This is a genomic window from Candidatus Pelagibacter communis (assembly GCF_012932795.1).
Taxonomy (GTDB): domain Bacteria; phylum Pseudomonadota; class Alphaproteobacteria; order Pelagibacterales; family Pelagibacteraceae; genus Pelagibacter; species Pelagibacter ubique_S.
On record NZ_LANA01000001.1, the window covers coordinates 194,428 to 217,792 of the forward strand.

The window sequence follows — 23,365 nt, forward strand, 5'->3', positions numbered from 1 at the left end:
GTGATAAATGGATTATTAAAATTAATTTTATTTTTTTTTATCAATATATTTCCTAAAAATGATAAAATTTTAGTTTTTGGAGATAGAGCAGGATTAAGATTTGCAGATAACTCGCGACATCTATTTCTTTATATAAATAAATATCATAAAGAATTTAGGCCCATTTGGATTACTAAAAATAAGGAAGTTTACTCATACTTAAAAAAAAACAACTTTGAAGTATATTATTCTAATTCTTTAAGAGGAATATATTTTTGTTTAATAGCAAATTGGCATTTATTTAATTTTGTGGAAGATGATATAAGCAAAAATATCACAACTTATTCTAAATGTATTTTATTATGGCATGGTGTTTTACCCAAAAAAGTTAATAAAATTGAGCATAAGTTAAATCATATTAATAATTTTATTTTTAAGAAAATTAAGAAATTTTTTTTGTATCCAAACAAAAAACTTTCTCAGAATTTACTCAATCGTTTTCCAAAATATAAATATGAGTTACTAATTTCTAATTTACCAAGAAATATTATTTTAAAGAATGAAAAAGATTTATATCATACTCAAAATGAATTAGATTTAATTCACCAAATAAATAAATCAAAAAAGAAAATTTATGGATATTTTCCTACCTGGAGGCAAGATGGTTTGGAAATGTTTAGAGATGTTACAGATTTAAGTCAGCTTGATAATTTAAATTTAATTCTAGAAAAAAATCACGCTTCAATTTTACTTAAAAAACATATGAATTCAGAAAAGAAAGATGGGGACAGGAGATATAATCCCAGTATTGAAAATCTAATGCAAAAATTGAAATCTTTAAATAATTTTATTTTTGTGGATTATGAAACTGATTTAAATTCAATACTTTTTAAATGTGATTATTTAATTACAGACTATTCAGGGGTTGTTTTTGATTTTTTGTTACTTGATAGACCTATAATTTTTTATATACCTGACTATGAATCTTTCAGAAAAAATAATGGTTTTGAATTAAATATAATTGAAAAAAAAATTGGTTCAACCGCAATAAATCTACATGAATTGAAAAATTTAATTGTTAAAAATGAGTCAATAGATAATTCAGAAATGATAAAAAATAGAAATAATTTATTAAATGAAATTTTTAGTAAAAATAATAATGGTATTAAGAATATCCTCGATATCTTAAATAAATAAATTTAAAAAAATGAAAGTTTTTTTATTTTCATTTTAAATTAAACTTTTATAAACTTTTAACGTGTCTTGTGTACATTTTTCCCATGTGAAATTTTTAGCATGTTTTAGTCCTTTTTTAGAAAGTTCTTCTCTTGTACTATCCGCAGATGTTATTTTGTTAAGGGATTTTCTAAGTTCTTCTACTGAATAAGGAGAAAATGTTAATGCAGCATCACCATAAACCTCTGGTAAACTACTTGTGTTACTTGAAAGCACAGGACAACCTTGTTGCATTGCCTCTAGTAACGTCAAACCAAAACCTTCATAAAACGAAGTACAAACATATGCTGTTGCAGATCTATATAAGCTTATCAAAATTTCATCTTTACCCTCAATTTGATGAATTTTATTTAGATCTAAATTATGATCTTTAAATAATTCGAGTTCTTCTTTGTTAAATTTTCCACCACCAAAACAAATTAAGTCAAAATTACTATTTATAAAATTTTCTGAACTGTATGCTTTTATTAACAAGGAAAAATTTTTATATCTATTTCTTGTGCCTACGAAAAGCAGAAAAGGTTTGGAATGCTGATGTTTTATAGAAAATTTTTTGCTCGAGTCAAAGCCAGATAAATAAATAACAGATGTTTTTTTTTCATCAACCCCATAGTAATTAATTAAATCTTTTTGTGTATTTTTTGAGATACAAATAAAGTGGTCTACTTTTTCAATTATATTTTTCTTTGGTCTATAATAATTTTTAAAGGCAAAGTCTTTAGAATAAATCTCATGAATTAAATCATATACAGTTAAAACTACAGGTTTTTTTTGACTGACCAAGTCGTGATCATAATAAGTAGTGTGAATTAAGTCAGGTCTCAATCTTGAAAAAATTATTTTAGAAATTTTTTTATTAAAATATGTATAAAATTTTCCGCCAAATCTTCTTGAATAAATTTTTTTTCCATAAATGTTTTCTTTAAAATTTGACTGATCTAAATAATTATTTATGTAAAAAGGACTAACAATATATGCTTTTTTTTTATTTGTATTTAGATTTTCAAATAATTGTGAAAAATATCTTGAAGGGCCTCCAAATTTTTGTTGAAGAAAAATTTTATAATCAAAATAAATTTTCATTTAATTGTTTTTATAAATTCATGTGAATAAAATAAGTCGATTTTTTGACCAAAAGCTTATTTTACCATAATTTTCATTAATTCTTTAATCTTTTTAGTTTTAGAACTCTTAATTGTGTAATTGAATGCAATAGCTGCTTGTCTTAAATTCATATCAAGTCCATTTAAAGTTTTAAAATTTTTTTTTTCACACATTCTTAAAAATTCAGTTTTTTTTGGATTATAAATTATATCAAAAATATTACATTTTGGTTTTAATTTTAATATTTTTGTTTCAGATAAGGGTGACAATCTTTTTTTGTCATCAAAACCGATAGAAGTTGCATTTATAATAATATCATATTTATTTAACTTCACACTTTCATAATTAAAAAAAGTATAATTAAATTTATATTTTTTTGTATTTTTAACTAATATATTTAAATTTTTTTTATTGCTTACATCGGAACTTAAGTAAGCTGCTATTGCTTTGCCAGCACCACCAAAACCGATCAATAAAATTTTTTTATCTTCTATTGATCCAAATTTTTTTTTCAAGCTATCTAATGCCGCTTCTCCGTCAGTGTTGGTTCCATAAAGAACACCTTTTTTTTTAAATAAACAATTAACTGCTTTTATTTTTTTTGCTTGGTACGTCAAATTATTTTTAAGCAATTTCGCAATATCTTCTTTATATGGAGTTGTGATTGCTCCACCTAGAAAAAATTTGTCATTTTTAAGTTCATGAAATTTCTTTTTAAGTATTTTATTATTAGACACATCCAGTGGAAACATTTCACAATTTATTTTTTTTTTTTTAAAAACCCTATTCCATAAAATAGGGGATCTTGCCCCCTTAGATGGTGACCTTCCAATAATTAATACATAGTTTTTTTTCATGAACTTTTTTTTTCGACCCAAAAATTTTCTATTGCAAGAAAATCAACTGCATTTCTTTCAAGAGCTTTTAAAGCATCAATTGGTGTGCAAACAATTGGTTCCTCATGTAAATTAAAACTTGTATTTATAAGAACAGGAATTTCTGTCAACTTTTTATATTCCTTTAACAAAATATAGAGAGATTCATTAATTTTTTTTTTAACACATTGGGGTCTTGCCGTATTGTCTACATGAACTACGGCAGGAATCTTTTGAATTTTTTCATTTTTAACTTTAAGGGTCATTGTCATGAACTCAAAACATTTAAATTTATTGTAATTTTCAAAATAATCTTCAGCATCTTCCTCAAGGATTATTGGTGCGAACGGCATAAACTCAGTTCTAGAGAGTCTTTTATTCAAAGTTGTATTAATTTCTTTATTTTTTGGATTTGCAAAAATACTTCTATTTCCTAAAGCTCTTGGCCCCCATTCCATTCGTCCATTAAATCTTCCAACTATATTTCCTGCAGCTAACTCTTCCGCAATCTTCTTTTCAATAAAATCAATCTTTTTAAATTTGAATCCAGAATTATTTAATATTACTCTAATATGTTGTTCATCATAACTTGGGCCATAATAAATATTTTCGAAATTTTCAACAATTGGTTTGTTTAATTTTTTTTCAAAAATGTAAAGTCCAGCACCTATCGATAAGCCACCATCGTCCATTCCTGGCATGACATATATTTCTTTTTTTGTAATTTCATAAATTTTTTGATTTAATTTTACATTCGCAAAAACTCCACCTGACAGACATATTTTTGATGCTTTGACAATTTTTAATGTGTTTTGAATGAGTTCTTTAAGAGTATTTTCTAAAACTATTTGAGCATACTTTGCTACGTTAGTTTTATCTTCTTTTAGAAATTTATTAGAAATAAATTTTTTTAAAACTAACTGCGAGAACCTTCCTTCAATTGCTGCGTTATTGAATAAAACTTTGAAGAATAGTTTATAATCAAAAATTAAAAATTTAAAAAATAGTAAAAATTTTGATTTTTTAATTTTTTCATTAATTAAATTATTATTCAAAGATAGTCCATCTAAAGATAATTCAATTGGAAATTTATCTTTTTCATAATCTTTTTTACCAAAAGCTGCTAGGCCAGTAATTTTGCCCTCGTGTCTCATTCTTTTAAATCCTAAGAATTCAGTGATTGTTGAGTAAAAAAAACCAATCGAGTCAATGGGATCAGACTTTGCAATTAATTTTAAGTCACTCAAACCATTTTCATCTTTTTTTCCTTCAAAGGATTTATGACAAGAATCATCACCTTTTCCGTCACATGTAACAATTAAAGCTTCTTCAAAATTTGAAGCATAAAACGCACCTACTGCATGGCAAAAATGATGGTCTAAAAAAAATATCTTATCTTCGTTTATGCCTAATTTGAAAATTTTTTTTTTTACAAAATTAATAGTAATTTTTTTTCTTATTTTTAGAAAAGAAAAAATGTTATCAAAAGGATTGATTATCTTCGAATATATTTTGGTAAATAAGTTTGTTTGTTCATCAAATTTTTTATAAATATTTTCTATAGAACCACCAGAAGTTTCCTCTTGTTTTGAGCTTCCAACTACAGCAACTGCAGCTATATTTTCAGAATTAAGATTAAATTTTTTAAAGATATAATTAATGCTCTCTTTTGGCCATCTATTGTCAAATTTGACTCTTGTTAATCTTTCCTCTGATATAGCAAATACACATTTTCCATTTTCAATTAAAGAAACATTGCTATCATGACCGTAATGGATACCTATTGTGTACACTAATCAATTTTTCTATTTATAGATTTGGCTACAGCTTTCATTTCTTTGTGCAGTTTTTTGAATGAGCTGAAATCAATTGGTTGTAGCGGGTCAACTGCTGCCTTAGTTGGATTTGGATGAACTTCTAACATTATCCCATCAGCACCTGCGGCTATCGAAGCAAGTGTCATTGAAGGAACCCATGGTCTCCAAAAAGTAGCGTGGGATGGATCAACAACAATTGGTAAATGAGTTATTTCTTTTGCTGCGGGTACTACTTGTAAATCAATTAAAAATCTTGATGTGTTTCTGTGTGTATGGGGGACAGAAACACCCCTCTCGCACAATAAAATTTTTTTATTTCCTTCTACCATTAAATATTCTGCAGCACCTAACCAATCCCTTAAAGAGGACCCATAATGCCTCTTTAGCATAATAGGTTTCTTTGTTCTTGCACAGGCTGTTAATAAAGGAAAATTTTGCATGTTTCTTGATCCGATTTGTAAAATGTCGGAAGTTTCACATATTATTGGTAGAAACCTTTCTTCCATCACTTCTGTAATCACAGGAATTTTATATTTTTTTCTTGCCTCTTTTAACCATTTCAGACCCTCTTCACGGGTTTCATTATATTTTTTACTTCTATAAGGAAATGTTAGAGGTTTAAAAGCTCCACCTCTAAGGAATTGCGCTCCAATTTTTTTTACATTTTTTGCAGTACTTAAAATTAAAGATCTCGACTCTACCATATTTGGACCTGCAAATATTGGAATTAATTTTCCACCAAATTCGATTCCAGCAATTTTAAACTTTGAGTGATGATTTTTATTTTTTTTTGCAACTAAAGGAAATTTAGTCTTTATATCCTCAATTGTTACATCTTTTCCAGGAAATTTATTTTCTAAATTTGACATCAATTATTTAATCCAAGTTTTTTTGATAATAACCTTTTATTTAATAAAACTAATTTTTTATTTTCACAACTATTATATATAGAATGGATCAATCTACTGGTATTTTCGGCCTGATCAGCACTTACTAGAGCATTAAAATTATTGCTAATCAATCTCTTGAGAGTTTTGTTGAGAACGATGCTGTGACTATTGCCATAACCAGAATCAACTGTTTCGGAGTATTTTTTTTTAATTTGAGTGTCATTCTTCTTTTTTGATAAAAAATTCCAAACTAGAATTTTATTCAATGCTATTCCTCCTATTTGAACATATCCTTTCTCTCCAAAAACTTTTATTGAAGCCTCATAATCAGTTGGCCTTGCCGCTGTAGTAGCTTGAATGGTGCCCAGAACACCATCAATATTTTCGAAGGCAACTATTATTGTATCCTCTGCCTGAAGTTTATTTAATCTCTTAGTTGATTTAGCAAAAACTGAATGAATTGGTCCAAATAACCAATTTAAAACGTCCACATGATGGATCGCTTGTTGATTTAAAACTCCACCGTCATTTTTCCATGTTCCATGCCACCCATCATTGTAATAATCTTGATATCTGCACCAAAAAATATTTACTGAAATATTTACAATTTTTCCAAATCGTTTTTGTTTCAATGCTTTTTTAAGTGCTTGAATAGCTAAATTTTCTCTGTTTTGAAAAACAACTCCATACATTAACTTATTTTTTTTTGCTATTTTATTTAATTTATTAATATTTTCTGGCAACATAGTCATTGGTTTTTCAGTCAAAACATTAATATTATTTTCAAGTGCATGTTTTGAATGCATATAATGATAGCCAGAGGGACTTAAAACCAATGTTAATTTAGGTTTTTCTAAAAGCTGCATTTTTTTAAAATCTTTGTAATATTTGCATTTAAAAAATTTAGAGAAATTTAAAGCTTTTTTTTTATCAAGATCACATACACCAACTATTAATAAATTCTTAATTTTATATTTTTTTATTATTTTTTTGTAATGCTCTGCAACTCTTCCACATCCTATTATTGTTGTTTTTACCTTTTTCATACCTTATTTTTGATCAAGAAATTTTTTGAAACTTTTAATATTTTGAATTTCAAAAAAACTATTGTGATCATCTATCTCATAAAAATAAATTTTTCCATTTAGAATATCATTTTCTCTAATTTTAGTTGGTCTTGTGACACAAGCATATCCTGTATTTGCAATTAAAGTTTTTTGATTTTTAATTTTTGAGGGTATTAAATTATTTACAAGATTGACTGTTTTGAGTTTATTTTTTTGCCAAATACTTCCTTTTTCTGTTTTGCATGCAATTACTGTATCATAATTTCCTAAGATTAATTTACTTATCATTTTGTCAAATAAACCTTTTTTTCTTAAAGGATAATTCTCACTTGCGATTACTATAATATCAAAAAATTTACGGTTTCCCTCTAATTTGTTTAAAGTAAACTTAAGCACCGAATTTAAATCTACATAACTTTCTGAAAGATTTTTTGGTCTCAAGAAAGGAACATAAGCTCTAAGATTTTCTGAAATTTTTTTTGTTTTAGTATCGTTTGTTGATACTACAATTTCCTTAATTTTTTTTGATTGTTTTAATTCATTAATAGTAAATGAAATTAAATTTTGATTTTTATAAATTTTTGTTTTATCACGTTGAGGTATAATCGCTAAAATTTTATTTTTTGTATTTTCTTTAATTTGAGAAGATTTAAATTCACCTCCAAAAGACTCGAGAATACTTACTATTTGTTTACATCTAACTGGGTCTAAATCTTGATGAATTCCATGATAATGGAATACACTTGCATCAGGATTGTAAAAAATATTATAACCAGCTTTGATAACAACATTTCCCCAAATTCGGTCTTCTATATTTGTAATATTTTCATCAAACGGAAATTTTTTCCAAATATTTTTTGTAAACGCGCTATTTGCATTATGAAAAAATGAGTCTTTTTTCTGAATTTTTTTATCTAGCCCAAATGTATTTAATAAATCTCTTTTATCAAAGTCACTTGAAAATGAGTATGGTTCTTGTCTACCATAAGATCCTGCTATTTGTATATTTTTTAAAGGTTTAATTAAATTTTTCAACCAACTGTTGTTGACTGGAATACAGTGTGCAGACAAACATACAATTATATCTCCTTTTGATTTTTTAATTCCAAGATTAATTGCTTTTCCAGGTAAAAATTTTTTTATTTTTACAATTCTAACATTATATTCTAAAGCTCTTTTTACTGTCTTATCAGTTGAGTTATTATCAACAATTATTACTTCAAAATTTTTATAATTTTGTTTAAAAATTTTATCTAAACAAACAGAGATCCAGTTCTCCTCATTTTTTGTTCTAATAATTATTGAAACTAATTTATTTTTTTTCATTAAATATTTTCATAGCCAAATTAGCTAATCTTAAATCTTTTAAATTGTGGATATCTATACCGCTAAAAGTGTCATCATTTAGAATTACCTCAACTTTATCTCCAATTCTTCTACCTTTTCTCCATAATTCAGCTCTAGAAGCACAAAAAAGACCCGTATCTTCTCTTATTATGTAATCTCTTACTTGTCTAGAAGAATAGGTTTTCATTCTATTTTTCAATCTTTTCCAACCTGACTTTTTCGTTCTTTCCCAAAAATTTTTATGAGTTTTATTTCCTACAAATACACTGTCTATTTTTCTATTTTTTTTAAGAATTAAAATACCTTTTTTCATCCACTCTTTTTGTCTAAAAATATCAGTACATGTTAAAAAAATACAAATTTTAAATTTTTTTTTTGTTAAGTTTTCATAAGTTAATAAAGCATGCTTTAATGTTTCTTCTGTAGTTGTAAAATCGCCACTAATATTTTTTGGTCTTAAAAATGGTACTAAAGCTCCAGCTTTTTTTGCTATATTGGCTATATTTCTGTCATCAGTAGAAACTAAAATAGTTCCTACAAGTTTTGATTTTAAAGCATACTCGATAGGATATTGAATCAATTTTTTATTATGAACTTTTTGTAAATTTTTTCTTTTTAAACCTTTAGATCCTCCTCTCGCTGGAATTATGCAAATAATTTCAGACTTTTTTATTTTGACCATAAAATTTATAGGTTTTTAATTTGCAAGATTTTTAAATTTTTTTTTACTTATTAATCTTATTGCTTCTTCAGTTGCCTCAGTTTCCATTCTAATGCGACAATCTTTTGACATAGAAGCATTATGAGGAGTTAATAAACAATTTCTTAATGTTCTTAATCTTCCTTTATATGGTTCTCTAGCAAAAACATCCATTGCTGCAGAAAATAGTTTCTTTCTTTTTAATGCTGAATAAAGTGCATTTTCATTAACAATTCCTCCTCTTGAAGTATTTATCAATATGCTATTTTTTTTGAAAAGTTTAAATTCCCTATAAGAAATTAAATTTGAGGTCTTATTCGTAAGTGGAATATGTAATGAAATTATATCAGCTTCTTTATAGATTTTTTGTTTTGATGCTTTAAAAATATTTTTCTTAAATTTTTTATATTTATAATTTATGTCATTAATCAAAATCTTCTTGACACCTAAATTTTTCAATAAATTTGCAACTCTACTACCTGTTCTACCTACACCTATAATTCCTATTACGCTATTTTCAATTCTAAAACCTGTATTCCTTTTCCACTTAGAATTTAAAATATTAACATACGATGTATGTATTAATCTTAATGCTGAAAAAATTAAACCAATGGTGAATTCTACAACAGCCATTGTTGGGCCATCGGGGGTATGAGTTACTGAAATATTATATTTTCTTGCGGCTTTTAAATCTACATTATCTAACCCAATACCAACTCGAGAAATAAGCTTTAATTTTTTAGACTCCTTCAAAACTTTTTCTGAATAACGTTCAAGACCGGCAACAACAATTTCTTTATCTTTTAATAATTTAATTAGTTTTGACTCAGAACTAATATTTTTATTATAAATAGTGAAATTTAAATTATGTTTTTTCAATATTTTTATAGATTTTTGGCTATCTTCACAAAACGGCGTAGCTGTAACAAGTATATTCAATTTAATAAACTTTTAATTTGTTAATTTTTTTTTATATGCAATATATGCTTTTTTATCAAATATCCAAAAATTTTTAGAAAAATATGAAATTATCATTTCTTTTTTACTTTGATTGATAATTGACTCTGCGGCAAGCCTACCTTTTTTTGTACCTTCAAACATTATGATTAAAAATTTTGTTTTTTTAATATATTTTAAGCTTAATGATATTCTTTTCCTAGGTTTATTGCTAGAGGAACTAAATATTATTTTTTTGTTTGATTTAATAGACTCTTTATTATTTGAAAATATTGATGCTATGTGCCCATCACTTCCTGATGAAAGTATGCCAATATCAAAATATTTGGGTAATGAATTTTTGTATTTTTTAATTTGAGCTTTATATTTTTTTATATCATTAAAAAAACTCAAAAAGTTATAATTAATCGAGATTTTATCAAAAAATAAGTTTTTTTTAATTAAATTATAATTGCTACTTTTTTTATTTGTAGGCACCAATCTTTCATCAGATAAAAAGAAATTAATGTTCTTATTTTTTAAAAAATCATTATTTTTTTGCCAATACTTGTAAAGACCTTTTGCTGTTTCACCACCAGTTATAAGAAAATTAATTTTTTTTTTTTTTATCTTTTTAGATAAAAGTAAATTAATTTTTTTATAAAATATTGTCATTTAATAAGATAAAATAATTCTATTTTTTCAATTTTTTTATTAAATACTTTCTTACTTTTAAAATATCTTCTTTTCTATCAACGGGTATTGAAACTTCTTTTGTTTCTACTAATTTTACATTATACCCATTTTCTAATATTCTTAACATATCAATTGACTCTAGCTTTTCTAAAAAAGTTGGTTTTAAATTAATATATCTTTTTAAAAAATCTCTTCTAAAAGGGATTATACATATTTGTTTTAAATAAAATCCTCCGTTTTGAATTCCTGAAGGAATTAAAGTTCTTGTAAAATATAAAGCATCATTAAATTTATTTTTGACTACTTTGATACAATCTTTATTGATAGCTTCTTTTTTATCTATTTTGCCAACCAAATTAACAACATTTACTTTTTTGTTGTTTTTGAAAGGTTTTAAAGATTGTTCTATCATTTTCGAATTAACCAAAGGTTCATCTCCTTGAACCATTAAAACAACATCATATTTTATTTTTTTTTCTCTTTCTATTTTATGTAAAGCTTCAGCACATCGATCACTTGCTCTTTGATGTAATTTTGAGGTCATTATTGCTTTACCGTTATTTAAAGTAACATGATCAAAAATTTCTTTGTCACAAGTAGCAACAAATATATCTTTAAGTAACTTACACTTTGATACGTTTTTATAAACTTCTAAAATCATAGAATGTTTAAATATTTTTTTTAATGGTTTTCTTGGAAACCTTGAGCTATTTAATCTTGCAGGAATTAGAGTTAAAATTTTCACTTCAATTTAATTTTTTTCAAAAAACTAGAGTCCATTGCATAAGCTATAAAAGTAAAGCCTTTTTTCAAATTTTCTTTTAAATCATCTTTTTTTGGTTCAGTCATGTGAATTCCACATGCGATTTTATTTTTTTTACAAATATTTATTACATTTAATATAGTTTTTTGAAATTTTTTATTTTGAAATTGTCCTGGTATACCTAATGATAAACTTAAATCATATGGTCCTATAAAAATTGCATCAAGCCCTTTTACTTTTACTATTCTGTTTATATTTTTAAGGCCTTTTACAGTTTCTATCATTGCAACAATTAAAGGTTTAAACTTCAATGTTTCACTCATATCTTGTAATCCAAAATCATTAGAAATAGAAAATCCATACCCTCTATCTCCCTCAGGAGGAAAATTTGATTTATCAATTACTTCTTTTATTTTTTTTGGATCTTCAACTTTTGATAAAATAAAACCCTCAACTCCTAAATCTAAAAATCTTCCCACGCTTTTAAAATTTTCATCAGAAATTCGCACAATAAAAGCAGATTTTGAGTCTCCAATTACAAAACTTAGTTTTGGAATATCATTAATAGAACCTGATCCATGCTCTAAATCCAACGCTATCCAATCAAAATTATTATTTGTTAGAATTTTTGCAATATCTGCATGAGGAATTTGCATCCAAGTTCCAAATGATGGTTTGTTGGTTTTTAATTTCTTTCTAATTTGATTAATTTTAATGAAATTATTTTTCATTCTTATTTTTTATATTTAATACTAGTTTTTCAATACTTTTAGTAAAATTAATTTTTTTTTCATACTTTAATTCTTTTCCAACATCAATTTTATAAGGATCGGGGTTAGTCACATAGTGCCCTAATTGTTGTTTTTTTTCATTAAAATAAATTTTCTTTTTATCAATTATTAATATTTTGGATAATTTTTTCAATAAATCCAATACTTTTATTGAATCTCTTCCTTTTAAAATTAAAGTTTTATTATGAAATTTTTTATTTAAAATTTTTACGCTCAAAAAAGATGCATCTTCAACACTGATATAATTTCTTCTGGTCAATCTACTGCCTTCGTATAGTAATTTGTTATTTTTTATTGCGTAATTTATTATTTTAAATATTCCATTTGTTTTGTCTGCTCTAGGACCATATAAAGATCCATATCTCAAAATTGTATAATTCAAATTATATTTTTTTTTGTATTCTCTAATATAATCTTCAGCAGCTCTTTTACTACAGCTGTAAAAACCTCCATCGTTGCTTAATGAATAAATTGAACTAGCTTGAATAAATTGTTTTACCTTATTAAGCCTACATGCTTCCAATATATTTAATAATCCTAAAATATTAAATTCAGCTGTCATTGAAGGTTTGTTTAAAGCAAGATCTAATTGAGAAATGCCTGAAAAATTAAAAACAAAATCTTGATTTTTGAGTGTTTTTTTTAGTAATTTGAAATTCATGATATTTCCAATAATCATTTTCTGCTTTTTATTTAAAAATTTAGATTTATTTATATCAAATACGGTAACTCTATAATCTTTATTTTTACTAAGTTCATCACATACATGTGAGCCCAAAAAACCACTACCTCCAATTATACAAATATTTTTTTTCATATAGAATTTTTAAATTATTTAAAGTTTTTATAAATAAATTGTTTAATTAAAAAAATTAATACTTTTAAACTTTTATTTTTACAATTAAAAATAAAGTTTTTTATTCCATGTTTTTGAATATAAAAAAAATTTTTTATTGAATTATCTATAATAAAATCATCATCATTTATTTTATCTAAATATTTTTTTTTATCCATTTTAGATCCTTCATAATATAGATCTTTTAGTGATTTATGATTTTTAATACCTAGCCATTGAGTTATGTCTTTTATTGTTTTTGGATTTTTATATATAAAGTCTTCTGACTTAACTATTTTTAATTTTTTTTTATTAATTTTTTCTAGTTGAAAAATTTTTTTTTCTTGACTTAAAACCGACTTATAAAAATTAGCGTATAAAATATTTTCAATTTTTTTATTTATTTTTTTTTGAACTAATCGTTTATCTGTGATGTTTTCTTCATTTACTATTTGTCTTATAGCTCTTGACAAAACTATATTTTCTGAGTTCCTTAAAAGATATATTACTTTTATATTAAATTTCTCTTTCATCAAAAAATCGATCGATTCATAATTATTTGGTGCCATAAAAAGAATATTTTTTTTTAATTTCTTATTTTGAGAATAAATAAAAGACTCTAAAAATATATCGTATAAAAATTCTGGAGAAAAATTAGTAATTTTTGAATTAAAGATTTTATTAAAAATGTACTTATCATATTTATAAAATTCAAAATCAAATTTTTTTGATGATGAAGAAAGACTAGAAACATCTGAACCAATTTTTTTTTGCCACGCGTATTGTTCATTAACATAATATCCAGTATGATCTATCAAGAGTTTTCTTAGTAAAATTGGTGAGAAAAAAATTTTTTTTTTATTATTTTTAAAAATTAATTTTTTAAGTTTATTTTTTTTTATGATTGTATAATTAATCTCATTTTGTTGTTTTAAATATTTTTCTTTGAATAATGAAAAATTCGCAAAAGGTTTTATAAAAATTTGTAGGATTTTGTCATGTCTATGAATTACATTTACATCTGGATGGTTATCTATTTGCATACATAAGAGTGATTTAAATGATGCACTAGTCCCACCTATGATTATTTTATTCAAAACTTTATTCATGCAATTTTTTTTAAATTTATGAGTGATTTAATTTTGTATTTATATAATTCATAGAACCTATATATTAATTTATTCAAATAGTTCTCAATAAAGAGTTGAAAGTATTTGATTTGTTGATATTTCAATAATATTAAATTTAGTTAGCATAAAATGAAAAAAAAATATGTTTTAATTTTAGTATTTTCTTTAATTATATTCTTTTTGGGAAAGAATGTAATAATTTTACAATTAAATAATAAAAATGAATATATTTCAAACTTCAAATCAAAAATTCATCCAAATATCAAATCTTTTTTAAAAAAAACAGTATTTAGAAATTATGCTTTAAAAAATGAGTTAAAATCAAAAAATAACGAAATAATTTACTTAAATAATGAATTAAAAATATTACATGAATTAAATTCTGGAAAAATTTTTTTTAATAAAACTTTAACTTCTAAAAATGAAAAAAACTTTAATTTAAAAAAATATTTTATACCACATCCAAAATTAATTTATAATAGTCCTACAATAAAATGGAATTATATTGATGATTATGAAGATAAAATTGTTGTTGCTATATCATCTGGAAAATTATTTTTCTTCGATAAAAAAAATTTATTTACAGAAAACCTGAATTTTAAGATACTAAAAAGTAATTTACATGATTTTGTAAAAATTTCTCATGAAAAATCTTTTGCCGACACTATTAAAGATATACTTATAGAGGATAAAAAAATTTATGTTTCTTTTGTAAGAGAAGTTACAAATAATTGTTATGGTAATGCTATATTAGAAGCCAGCATGAATTTAAATGAAATTAATTTTGATTATTTATTTAAAAATGATGAATGTATAATTGACACTAGAACCAATCTACATGAGTTAAATCCAAATGTTAATTATGGTCAACTAAATCAAAGTGGTGGAAGAATTGCAAAGGTGAATAATGAAATTTTTTTTACTATTGGCAATTATCGTTCATGGCCAATTGCACAAAATAAAGACTCAATATTTGGTAAAATCATAAAAATTAATCTAGAAAACAAAAAATTTAAAACTTTATCAATGGGTCATAGAAATCCACAAGGTTTATTTTATTTATTAGAAAAAAATTTACTTTTTACATCGGAACATGGTCCTAAAGGTGGTGATGAAATTAACTTAATAAAATTAAATGGAACAGAAAAAATTCAAAACTTTGGTTATCCAATATCTTCTTACGGAGATCATTATGATGGAAAATATAGGGATGAAGCCCCACTATTTAAATCTCATTCCAAATATGGTTTTATTGAACCAATTTTTTACTTTAAAGAAGGTAATATTGGACCTAGTGAAATTTTAATTAATAAAAATAATTCTTTAATTTTATCATCGTTGAAAGCTCAAAAACTTTATTTTTTTAAAATTGATGATGAAGTAAATAAATTAAACATTTTCAACGAAATAGATATTGGTGAAAGAATAAGAGACATAATTGAAATTAACAAAGATAGTTATTTATTATCCCTTGAGAATACTCCTTCAATAGGATTTCTTGAAAATTTAAATTAAATCTTTAAACATTTTTTATAAAATTTATTATTTTTTGTGTTGGAGTTTTATTTATAAGAAATAATTTTTTAAAATTTTTCAAATTTTTAGTTGTAGAATTATTCTTTTTTTTTCCCAAAATATTTTCACAGTTTCTTTTAAACTGATTAAAATTATTGCTTGAAATCACAATTCCTAATTTTTTATTATTTGAAATTTTTGAATTATATATTGTATCAATTTCCCTCGGCATTTCTAAACTTGGTATTTTTCCAACATTAGCAAAAATATTAGCTGCTGATTGGAAGTTTGAAATTAATAAATCTGAATAATAAACTGCTTTATTTAAGCTATCATTAGTAATATTTCTAAAATTTTTAGGATATGCATTTATAATATCAAAAAACAATTGATCAGTTTTAAATGGATGTATCTTAAAAATGACTTTTATATTATTTTTAGTCATAAGAAAATTCATCACATTTTTTAATTGTTTTTGAAGTATTTTTAAATCTTTTGAATTAACCATACTAAAATAAGAGCTATAAGCAATTAATATTGTTTTGTTTGTTTTATTTTTTTTTTTTGTAACTTTAAAATTTTTTTGCCACTTACTTTCAAACATAGGAATCCCAAAACAATATATTTTTTTTTTATCAATAAATTTTGACCAATAATCTTTTTCTATCTTTGAATTTATAAACAAATAATCACCAGGTAATTTTTTTGATTTATGTCTGGTTTTACTAGTAACATAAATTGAAGGTGTACTTGGAAAATGTATTATTTTGGAATTTTCACTGGCCTTAAAAGCATTCAGCCAATAACTAAAGTTTCCAAATTCTGTCAATATAATATGAATTTTATTTTTAATTCTTAATTTTTTTTTTAAAAATTCGATATCATGAATTTTTAAATTTAAGTTATTATTAATAAATTTTTTTGGGATTATTTTTCTAAAAATTTTAAAATGTATTTTATTTGTTAAATTATATACATAAAACGAAGCTTCTTTTTTTTTTATTATTGAATAGAAAAATTTATTATTTTTACAACTTAAAAATGCATTTTTTGTTAAGTAAAATACATGTAGTTGAAATTGATCTTTATTAATCTGATTTAGAATCGGCGCTATCCACTCCAATTCGGCCACACCCCTTCTTATAATAAGTAAAATAATTTTTTTTTTAACCATAATATTTATCTAAAATACTAAAGTTTAAAATTGAAAATAAAAAATGGGACTGAGAATTTGATAGTTTTTTATCACTATCTAGCAGATTTATTATTTTTTGTTTATCAAGAAATGAATTAATCTTTTTACTTTGAAATAATTTTTGTCTAAAAGATTTTGAACCTACATCAAAAATATTTTTTAAATCAGAATAAAATCCAACTTTATTTCGTGACCAGGAAATTTTATTGTCTATAAAACTTGTCGATATGTCTCTAAGCAAATATTTTCCAAAACCATTCTTTAAAAAATGTTCATTCTTAGATTGAAATGAAATTTTATAAATATCTTTTGTTAATATAGGGGATCTATTTTCAATACCATGATACATTGAAATATTATCTGCAGGGTTTAATTGTGCGGGTAAAGATGAATAAAATATTTCATCGTATAAAAAATTTTTCAAATCATTTTTTATAAATTTTTTATTGAGAAACTTTTTGTAATTTTTTTTCTTTAAAAATTCTTCATTTTCAAGAAATGGTGTTAAATTACTATTTATTTTATTTGAATTTTTTAAAAAAAATTTAAAATCATTTAAATATTTCGATCTAATTAAAGGTCTTACTTTTGCATTCCATTCGGCATAATAATGTTTAAATAATTTTTTTTTATTTAAAATACTTTTTAAATAGTACAAATTGTGAATATAGTACCCTGCAAATAATTCATCTCCTCCCGCTCCACCAAGAACTACTTTAAATCTTTTTGATTTTATCTTTTTTATAATTTGACTGTACAGCATCCAAGTTGCTGTTGGCATTATTGATGAAGTATTCTTAATAAATCTATCAAGATATTTAAGGCTATTTTCTTTTTTAAATTTTACATAATTGTGTTTAACATTTAATTTTCTTATCGCCCTGTTAATATTAATACTTTCATCATAATTAGTATCTTGGTTTTTAATCGAAAAACATTCAAATTTTTTATTAATAAATTTTTTTGAATAAGCTGCTATAATATTTGAATCTATTCCTCCACTTAAAAGGCAGGCAACAGGAAAATCTGATCTTATTGTTTTAGAAAAATCTTTACTAAGAATTTTTTCTAATTTAGATTTGGTTTTTTTATAATTTATTTTTTTTATTTCAATTTTTTTATTAAAATATTTAAAAAAACTAATCTTTTTATTTTTTTCAATTATTATACTTGTTCCAGGTTCTAATGAAAAAATATCTTTAAAAAATGTTTTATTTTCATTATAAAAAGTTTTGTAACCATAGCTTAATCCATCTTGTATCTTTTTATAATTAATACTTAATTTTTTACTTGATAATGCTCCAATATAATTAATGCTAGATCCAAAATAAAATTTTTTCTTCTCTTTTTTGTAAAATAATGGTTTTTCTCCAAATCTATCTCTCGATAAAATAGATAATTTAGTTTTTTTATTGTAATAATAAAAAGCCCACATTCCTTCCAATTTATTTAGGCAATCTTTGCCATACAAATTTAAATATTTTAAAAGTACTTCTGTGTCTGATTTTGTTTTAAAATTGATTTTTTTTTTTAGTTTTTCTTTTAATTCTAAATAATTATAGATCATGCCATTGAAAACTAGTATGCCATTATCATCTTCAATTGGTTGGTTTGATCTTTTATTGGAATCAATAATAGCAAGTCTAGAATGAAGTAAGAGATGAGCTCTAGAATTTTCTTTTAATAACTCTGAATTAAAATCATCAGGACCTCTAAAGCCCATCAATTTTTCACATTTTTTTATTCTTTGATTTTTTGGAATAAAATTTATATCCCCAATATATCCTGCAATACCACACATAATCTTAATAAAAATTTATTTTACGACCTCTATTTTTTTGTTTTTAATCTCTATAATCTTTTCACAAATTCTCAAACTTTCTTTTTTGTGAGATATGAAAATTAGGGTTTTATTATCTAAGTTATGATCTAATGCATCTAAAAAAGACTCTTCAGTTTTTTTATCCAAATAACTAGTGGCTTCATCCAGAACTATTATTGGTGCCTTTTTATAGAAAGCTCTTGCAAGTCCAATTCTTTGTCTTTCACCAAAAGATATTCTAGACCCATTATCGCCCAATGTTTTAATCTTTTTACTGTTTATTTTTTTTAATACATCGCTTAATTGAGCTGATTCTATCGCTAATCCAAGATCATTTGTATCGAATTCTCTATAAGAGTCATACAGAGTTATATTGTTATGTAGCGTGTCATCGAGTATTGCTACATTCTGAGGGACGTAAGAGAATAGTTTTAGCAAAGTACTTTGCTCAAATTCATTTATCCTTTTATCATCAATTAAAACATATCCTTTTTGAGGCTCAAGAAAACCCATAATTAAATTAATTAATGTTGTTTTTCCTTCTCCTGATTTACCAACTAAGCCAATTTTATCTCCTTTCTTAATAGTAAAATTTAAGTTTTCAAAGATGTTATCTTTTGAATAGTTAAAAGTAAGATCCTGTAATTTTAAAGAGTTATTTAAATGCAAATGATCATCTCTAATTGTTACATCGCTTTCTAATTTGAAATAATCTTCAATTTTTTTAACAACAATTTTAGAAAATTTTATTCTTTGATAATTTATAGCCAAATTATTAACTGAAGGCAGTAATCTAAACATGCATGTAACATATAATGCTAATTGAATAATTATTTGATTTCCTAGCGATGGGAATAATAAAATAATAAAAGTAACCACAAATATTGCAAAAGATATTTCCAAAAAAGCTCTTGGTAGTTCTGAGTACATATTAGTTCTGATAGTAACCTTTTTTAAGTTAGTAAGTGAAATTTCTGCTTTATTTGTAAAATGATCATATAAATTTAGAATTTTAATTTCTCTGATAAAATCAATTGCCTCTTTAATATTTCTATAAAAAATTCCTGTAATATTTGTTCTCTTAACGCCCAAATCTTTTAATTTTTTAGAACTAAAAAATTTAATAATGATTGCCATTAAAGAAATAAACGTAAATATATAGAATGTGACTTTAAAATTATAGAAAGATAATAAAATTATAATAAACAAAAATATAATAATTTGAGATATAGAGTTCAACACAGGCCCAACATAGCTACCTGAAAAAACTCCTGCTTCTACATTTATATCTTTTGCAATTTTTGATGAATGATTTTCGTTAATAAATATTAAATTTTGTTTTAGATATGTTTTTAAAATTTTTATTTGAACCTTATTGGTTATTTTTGTCGAAAAATCAACTGTTACGTATTTATTAATTAAATAAAAAATATTTTTTAATAATATCGATGATATAAAAAATATAAGTAAGCTCTTAAGGTTTATTTCAAATGGAACAAATTTTTCAATATTATTTAATAGATTGCTTTCTTTTCCATTAATTAAAAAATCTAATATAGGTAAGATCATTCCTATTGAAAATACTTCAAAAAAATTCATAAAAACTGAAATCAAAATTAGTAAATGAAAATAAATTTTTTCTTTACTATCTAAAAATTTATATATTTTAAACATTTTCTAATTTTAACTTTAGTTCCAATTATTTTTTTTAGAGCTAAAAATTGAAAGCCTATTTTCATAGGAATTTACAAAATTATTAAATCTATAATTAATTTTTTTAACAAATTTTTCATCAATATTTTTAGCCCAGTACTCATAGAGTCTAATTGTGTGTATATTGTGATAACCACCAATCTTGTTCATAAATACTTTATAATTATCAAAAAGCCAATTTTCGTCCCAAAAAAAATGTTTCATAAAATAACATTCTAAAACTTCTTTTTTATTTATTTCAAATTTTTTTTTTTTTAAGTTAGATAAAATCTTTATATATTCTCTTTGATTTTTTGGATTTAAATTAAAATTGTAATTAATATGAGGATTGTGCCTACTGGCATTGATAACAGGTATGCCAAGGTAAGCATATTCAATGCCCACTGATCCATAAACTGTCAAAACATAATTAATCCCACCTGATATTATTTGATGATGAGAGGTGTCATTAGGTATTTTTTTAATTTTTGGGTACTTTCTTATTAATTGATTTACAAATTTTTCTGTATATTTTTGGTACTTTTCATATTTATTTCCTAAATTTGGATGATTTTTTATATAAAAATCATAATCATTGGATTTCTCATTTGAAATTTTTCCTAAAAAATCTATCCACAAATAAAAATCAGGGAAAAAATTTTTTCCATTAACATGAATTGAGTCAAGAAAATCATGAGTGCAAATTAGAATTTTTATTTTTGAGTTTTTCTGCATTAAATTTCTTTTAATTTTTTTTCTAGAAAAAGAGCTCTTTTCTCTATTAAATAAACCAACATCCACTCCCGAGATACCACTTATCCTCAAATCTAAATTTTTTTTAGATATAGTTAGAGCTTGTTTTTTATTTTTAATTCTTAAAAAATTTTTTTTAAAAAATTTAAAATTTCCATACATTGTTTGAATTTTTTTATCTATTTTCATTACTGCCCTAGTATTTATTACATATCCAGGAATATTATTATGAACACTGATACGAAGAGGTAATCCAAACGAATAACATGAATGGACACCTATAGTCTGGGTCACTTTATTAATTTTAAAAAATTTTTCCCAATAAAAAAAAAGTTCTAAAAATTCTTTAAAGAAATTTTTAAAATCATTTTTCTGTATATCAAATGTTGGAACTAATCTCGATTTTAAATATGTGTCATACATCAGATCTCCAATCCAAATTTTATTAATTTGAAAATTCACAATATCTTGATTAAAAACCTCTTGTTTAAAAAAATTATCTCTTATATTAATTGCCTTAATTGTCATTTCTTTGGTAATTGCAGGTCTAATAAATTCTTCAACACCAAATGATTTATATATGCCTTTAAAACTTAAAGAGAGAAGTGATGATATTTTCCATTTTATTTTTTGAATAAAATTAACTTTTAATGGAGAAACTATTAAACAATAATTAAAATAAGCTACTATTTTTGATGAATTTTTTTTTTTAAAAAAATTTGCTAATAGTGCTTGACATAAATGTGATCCATGAAAATTATTATATTCAACTAAAATAATTTTTTTATTACTCTCTTTATAATTAAATAATTGCTTATTTTTTTTTATTAAAGATAAATTATTTATCATTTAAATTTTAATTGATTCATTTTTTTCCAATTGCAAACAAACCCTTAGATTTTCCTTTAAGAAAATCTGAGATGAATTTTGTATCACCTTTAAAAGGTAAAAGATAATAAGCTTTAAAAAATCTAAATTTTCCCTGGTACCATTTTTTTGATTTACATCTCAAATTTGGCATAGTCATTACTTCTTTAAATCCTTTTATCTCTAATAATTGCTGAAGTGATTCTGGTGTATATGGTTTGACATGTGTTACGTCATCAAAAAAACTATTTTTACAATATTTCCAATTAGGAGTAGATAAAAATAGTAATGAGTCTTTTTTTAACACTCTCATGCTTTCTTGCAAAAATATATCTGGATTCTTTAAGTGTTCTAATACAGCAAGGCTTATAATTAAATCAAATTGATTATCATCAAAATTGAATTTGTCTTTCTCAAAATCAAGATCTTCTATATCAAGAGAATGATATAAAATTCCATTTTTATCAAATATTTTTTCCAAAAATTTATCTCCAGCTCCAAGATCTAAAATTTTGAAGCCTTTTTTAAGGTCAACATTATAAAATTGTTTTAGAATATAAGAAATTGTATCAAATTCTCTTTTTGCAAAAGAATCTCTTTTTACATCGTTATTTTCCTTATTTAATTTGAAATGAAAATATTCTTTTTTAAGTGACATTTGTAAATCTTTATAATCTTTTATTTATTAACTTGTATTGTAATTTAGCCATTATAAGATCTTTTGGTTCATTAATATCAGTTGTTCTTATTCTATCAATCTTTAAAAAAGTTGTCTTCTTGCTAAAGTTTTTTTTATTGGTCAAAATGGAAGAAGTTTTAAAAAAATAAAAGGTTCCAGTATCATGATATAAATTTGGTAAATCTTGGGATCTTGTTTTTGAGTATTTTTTAAATAAAAAACTAATCCATTTTTTTCCTTTTTGTTTAAAAGATCTGTAGGGATTATAATTATAATCTGTGACTGGAATAATACATTCTGCATTTGTTTTTTTGATTTTTCTTAATGCTCTAATTAAATCATCTTTTTTAGTTAAAACTGACGTTGGATAAAGACAACAATGATATTTTTCTTTCTCAGAAAAAATTTTCTTGATTGTATCAATTACTACGTCTGTAGAATTTACATAATCATTTGATAATTTTTTTGATCTTATAAAAGGAACTTCTGCACCATATTTTTTTGCTATTTTAGCAATTTTGTTATCATCAGTACTAACAACAATCCTTGAAAAAAGTTTACTTTTTTTTGCTAAAAGAATTGAGTAATAAATTATAGGTTTGCCATAAAAATTTATTATATTTTTATTTCTTATTCTTTTACTATTTCCTCTGGCTGGTATAATGCAAATTGTCAT

The 23,365-nt window shown here is 23.7% G+C and carries 21 protein-coding genes; 2 read left to right on the top strand and 19 right to left on the bottom strand.

Annotated features, from left to right (window positions below):
• Window positions 1–1,176, top strand: a complete 1,176-nt coding sequence (locus VP91_RS01055; protein WP_169035596.1) for a CDP-glycerol glycerophosphotransferase family protein — start codon at window positions 1–3, stop codon at window positions 1,174–1,176.
• 33 nt (window positions 1,177–1,209) lie between these two features.
• On the opposite strand, the gene VP91_RS01060 is transcribed toward VP91_RS01055, so the two are convergent.
• From VP91_RS01060 to VP91_RS01120, 13 genes are read right to left on the bottom strand one after another with little or no spacing between them, the layout of a single operon-like run.
• Entirely contained in the window at window positions 1,210–2,298 is a 1,089-nt protein-coding gene (locus VP91_RS01060; RefSeq protein WP_169035597.1) for a glycosyltransferase family 4 protein, read from the bottom strand.
• A gap of 56 nt (window positions 2,299–2,354) precedes the next feature.
• On the bottom strand, window positions 2,355–3,176 hold the full coding sequence (locus tag VP91_RS01065) for a shikimate dehydrogenase family protein (protein ID WP_169035598.1): 822 nt from the start codon (window positions 3,174–3,176) through the stop codon (window positions 2,355–2,357).
• Complete coding sequence (locus tag VP91_RS06980) at window positions 3,173–4,987, bottom strand: carbamoyltransferase C-terminal domain-containing protein (protein WP_169035599.1); 1,815 nt, start codon at window positions 4,985–4,987, stop codon at window positions 3,173–3,175. Before VP91_RS06980 ends, VP91_RS01065 begins: the two co-directional genes overlap by 4 nt.
• Window positions 4,987–5,880 carry a 3-deoxy-7-phosphoheptulonate synthase gene (gene aroF / locus VP91_RS01075; protein ID WP_169035600.1) on the bottom strand — a complete coding sequence of 298 codons (894 nt, stop codon included), beginning with the start codon at window positions 5,878–5,880 and terminating at the stop codon, window positions 4,987–4,989. The genes VP91_RS06980 and aroF overlap by 1 nt, the downstream gene beginning before the upstream one ends.
• The gene (locus tag VP91_RS01080; protein ID WP_169035601.1) at window positions 5,880–6,947 is read right to left on the bottom strand and encodes a Gfo/Idh/MocA family protein; all 1,068 of its coding nucleotides are present in this window, start codon (window positions 6,945–6,947) and stop codon (window positions 5,880–5,882) included. The genes aroF and VP91_RS01080 overlap by 1 nt, the downstream gene beginning before the upstream one ends.
• A gap of 3 nt (window positions 6,948–6,950) precedes the next feature.
• The gene (locus VP91_RS01085) at window positions 6,951–8,294 is read right to left on the bottom strand and encodes a glycosyltransferase family 2 protein (protein ID WP_169035602.1); all 1,344 of its coding nucleotides are present in this window, start codon (window positions 8,292–8,294) and stop codon (window positions 6,951–6,953) included.
• Window positions 8,281–8,997 carry a cytidylyltransferase domain-containing protein gene (locus VP91_RS01090; protein WP_169035603.1) on the bottom strand — a complete coding sequence of 239 codons (717 nt, stop codon included), beginning with the start codon at window positions 8,995–8,997 and terminating at the stop codon, window positions 8,281–8,283. Before VP91_RS01090 ends, VP91_RS01085 begins: the two co-directional genes overlap by 14 nt.
• Window positions 8,998–9,012: 15 nt before the next feature.
• Complete coding sequence (locus VP91_RS01095; RefSeq protein ID WP_169035604.1) at window positions 9,013–9,954, bottom strand: NAD(P)-dependent oxidoreductase; 942 nt, start codon at window positions 9,952–9,954, stop codon at window positions 9,013–9,015.
• A gap of 12 nt (window positions 9,955–9,966) precedes the next feature.
• Complete coding sequence (locus tag VP91_RS01100; protein ID WP_169035605.1) at window positions 9,967–10,626, bottom strand: 6-phosphogluconolactonase; 660 nt, start codon at window positions 10,624–10,626, stop codon at window positions 9,967–9,969.
• Window positions 10,627–10,645: 19 nt separating this feature from the next.
• Window positions 10,646–11,392 (bottom strand): 3-deoxy-manno-octulosonate cytidylyltransferase, encoded by a 747-nt coding sequence (locus tag VP91_RS01105; protein ID WP_169035606.1) that lies wholly within the window; start codon window positions 11,390–11,392, stop codon window positions 10,646–10,648.
• Complete coding sequence (locus VP91_RS01110; RefSeq protein WP_169035607.1) at window positions 11,389–12,141, bottom strand: HpcH/HpaI aldolase family protein; 753 nt, start codon at window positions 12,139–12,141, stop codon at window positions 11,389–11,391. The genes VP91_RS01105 and VP91_RS01110 overlap by 4 nt, the downstream gene beginning before the upstream one ends.
• A complete protein-coding gene (locus VP91_RS01115; protein ID WP_169035608.1) occupies window positions 12,131–13,018 on the bottom strand; it encodes an NAD-dependent epimerase/dehydratase family protein in 888 nt (295 codons plus the stop codon). Before VP91_RS01115 ends, VP91_RS01110 begins: the two co-directional genes overlap by 11 nt.
• Window positions 13,019–13,032: 14 nt before the next feature.
• Entirely contained in the window at window positions 13,033–14,145 is a 1,113-nt protein-coding gene (locus VP91_RS01120; protein WP_169035609.1) for a hypothetical protein, read from the bottom strand.
• 150 nt (window positions 14,146–14,295) lie between these two features.
• Here VP91_RS01120 and VP91_RS01125 point away from each other — a divergent pair, with 150 nt between their 5' ends.
• The gene (locus VP91_RS01125; protein ID WP_169035610.1) at window positions 14,296–15,681 is read left to right on the top strand and encodes a PQQ-dependent sugar dehydrogenase; all 1,386 of its coding nucleotides are present in this window, start codon (window positions 14,296–14,298) and stop codon (window positions 15,679–15,681) included.
• Window positions 15,682–15,685: 4 nt separating this feature from the next.
• On the opposite strand, the gene VP91_RS01130 is transcribed toward VP91_RS01125, so the two are convergent.
• The 6 genes from VP91_RS01130 to pseF are packed head-to-tail and all read right to left on the bottom strand — an operon-like array spanning window position 15,686 to window position 23,365.
• The gene (locus tag VP91_RS01130) at window positions 15,686–16,855 is read right to left on the bottom strand and encodes a hypothetical protein (RefSeq protein WP_169035611.1); all 1,170 of its coding nucleotides are present in this window, start codon (window positions 16,853–16,855) and stop codon (window positions 15,686–15,688) included.
• The gene (gene asnB / locus VP91_RS01135; RefSeq protein ID WP_169035612.1) at window positions 16,848–18,677 is read right to left on the bottom strand and encodes an asparagine synthase (glutamine-hydrolyzing); all 1,830 of its coding nucleotides are present in this window, start codon (window positions 18,675–18,677) and stop codon (window positions 16,848–16,850) included. Before asnB ends, VP91_RS01130 begins: the two co-directional genes overlap by 8 nt.
• A 15-nt stretch (window positions 18,678–18,692) precedes the next feature.
• The gene (locus tag VP91_RS01140; RefSeq protein ID WP_169035613.1) at window positions 18,693–20,372 is read right to left on the bottom strand and encodes an ATP-binding cassette domain-containing protein; all 1,680 of its coding nucleotides are present in this window, start codon (window positions 20,370–20,372) and stop codon (window positions 18,693–18,695) included.
• A gap of 15 nt (window positions 20,373–20,387) precedes the next feature.
• Window positions 20,388–21,992: a hypothetical protein gene (locus tag VP91_RS01145; RefSeq protein ID WP_169035614.1), complete on the bottom strand. Its 1,605-nt coding sequence runs from the start codon at window positions 21,990–21,992 to the stop codon at window positions 20,388–20,390.
• Between the two features lie 16 nt (window positions 21,993–22,008).
• Window positions 22,009–22,668 (bottom strand): class I SAM-dependent methyltransferase, encoded by a 660-nt coding sequence (locus tag VP91_RS01150; protein ID WP_169035615.1) that lies wholly within the window; start codon window positions 22,666–22,668, stop codon window positions 22,009–22,011.
• A 10-nt stretch (window positions 22,669–22,678) separates the two neighbouring features.
• Window positions 22,679–23,365, bottom strand: coding sequence for a pseudaminic acid cytidylyltransferase (gene pseF / locus VP91_RS01155; protein WP_169035616.1), 687 nt, complete (start codon window positions 23,363–23,365; stop codon window positions 22,679–22,681).